Annotated in this window: 2 protein-coding genes; one reads left to right on the top strand and one right to left on the bottom strand. The window is 47.1% G+C overall.

Annotation, left to right across the window (positions count from 1 at the left end):
- Positions 1 to 931, bottom strand: a 931-nt coding sequence (locus ACWA6V_RS21345) for an ATPase, T2SS/T4P/T4SS family (RefSeq protein ID WP_449524365.1), incomplete at its 3' end; no start/stop codon positions are given.
- Between the two features lie 343 nt (positions 932 to 1,274).
- On the opposite strand from ACWA6V_RS21345, the gene ACWA6V_RS21350 reads away from it, so the two are divergent.
- The coding region (locus tag ACWA6V_RS21350) for a pilin (protein ID WP_449524366.1) at positions 1,275 to 1,544 on the top strand (270 nt) is incomplete at its 3' end.

The raw sequence follows: 1,544 nt of genomic DNA on the forward strand, positions 1-1,544 counted from the left end.
CATCTTCATATCCAAGAGCATCAATCCCCAGTTTCGCTGAGCTTGGGTCAAGAATACGCAATACAATTTTTTCGCCAAACAGTGTTGGCAAGGTGTTCACACGGAAGTCGATAGCACGGGTTTTGGATACTTTTAATTTAATACGTCCATCTTGTGGTAGGCGCCGCTCGGAAATATCCATTTGCGACATTACCTTCAAGCGTGCTGCCATTCTAAATGCCAGATTCACCGGTGGGCGTGACATTTCATGCAGAACTCCATCAGTTCTAAAGCGGATGCGATAACTTTTCTCGTAGGGCTCGAAGTGAATATCGGATGCCCCTCCTTTTATTGCATCCAATAAAACTTTGTTGATGTACTTAACAATAGGAGCTTCGTCTGCCTCATTTGAGTCGTCTGCGGCAGGTGCTGTATCTATAGCCTGTACATTTAGATCGTCAAGGTCATCATCCAAACCACCCAGTGCATCGCCCAGTGTTTCCTCTTGGGAGTTGAGGTATTTGTCGATTGCTATGCGTAATTTGTCGGCCTCTACCAAGACACCTTCTGTGTTAATGCCAGTATTGAATTTAATCTCATCCAGAGCATGCAAGTCGGTTGGGTCGGTTACTGCCAGAAACAAGCGGTTGCCGCGTCTTGCTATGGGCAGTGTGTGGTGCTTGCGTATTAACTTGTCATCTACCAGCTTTTGAGGAAGCAAATCTTTGTTGAGGGCATCCAAGTCGAAGACAGGTGAACCGAACTCCTCAGATGCAACCCGGGCGAGTGTGCGGGCATCCAAGATCCCATTGCTTACCAGATGCTGGGCAAACGGGATGTTTTCTTTTTTTGCCTGGTGGACTGACTTGCTCGCCAAGTCGGCATCTATCAGCTTGTCAGCCACTAGCCGGCGGGCAAGACCATTTAGCATTGTAGGTGTTGGGCTATTCATTCGTTATTACCGCTGCTACCTATATTTGGATATTGGTTGGATAACTTTATATTACATCAGCCGATTAAGCTTAGTGGATTTAGTTTGTTATGCCCGATGGATTTGCGCTTGATGAACATTTTTGTGGTTCATAAATTGAATGTGGTGACAAAAAGTGTCACATGCTGCCAAATAGGGTGAGTGGTTGTTGTTGAATTCGCGTATGGACGAGCAAAAAGTGTCGCGCCTGATCTAGGCAGAGGCAGCATTTGCGACTGTTTTTAGGTTTTTCCGAATGTTGGTATGTGATTTGCTACTGTACATGTGTGTTGTTTTACTTCCCTAAAATGTTTGGAGATTTGTGATGAAAAAAACGTTACAGAATGGTTTTACCTTAATTGAATTGATGATCGTAGTAGCGATCATTGGTATTTTGGCTGCAGTAGCTCTTCCTGCGTACCAGGATTACACCGTTCGTTCTCGTGTAGTTGAGGGTGTTGGTTTGGCGGGCAGCGCAAAGAAAGCGGCCAGTGCCAGCGCAATGACCAAGCCGCAACCCGTGGCCAGCCGCCAGCCGGGTTGCAGCAGAAGTGCCAACCAACCGCGCAGTACCGCGCTCCACCGGGGTGTGGGG

It is taken from the genome of Cellvibrio sp., from assembly GCF_053579595.1.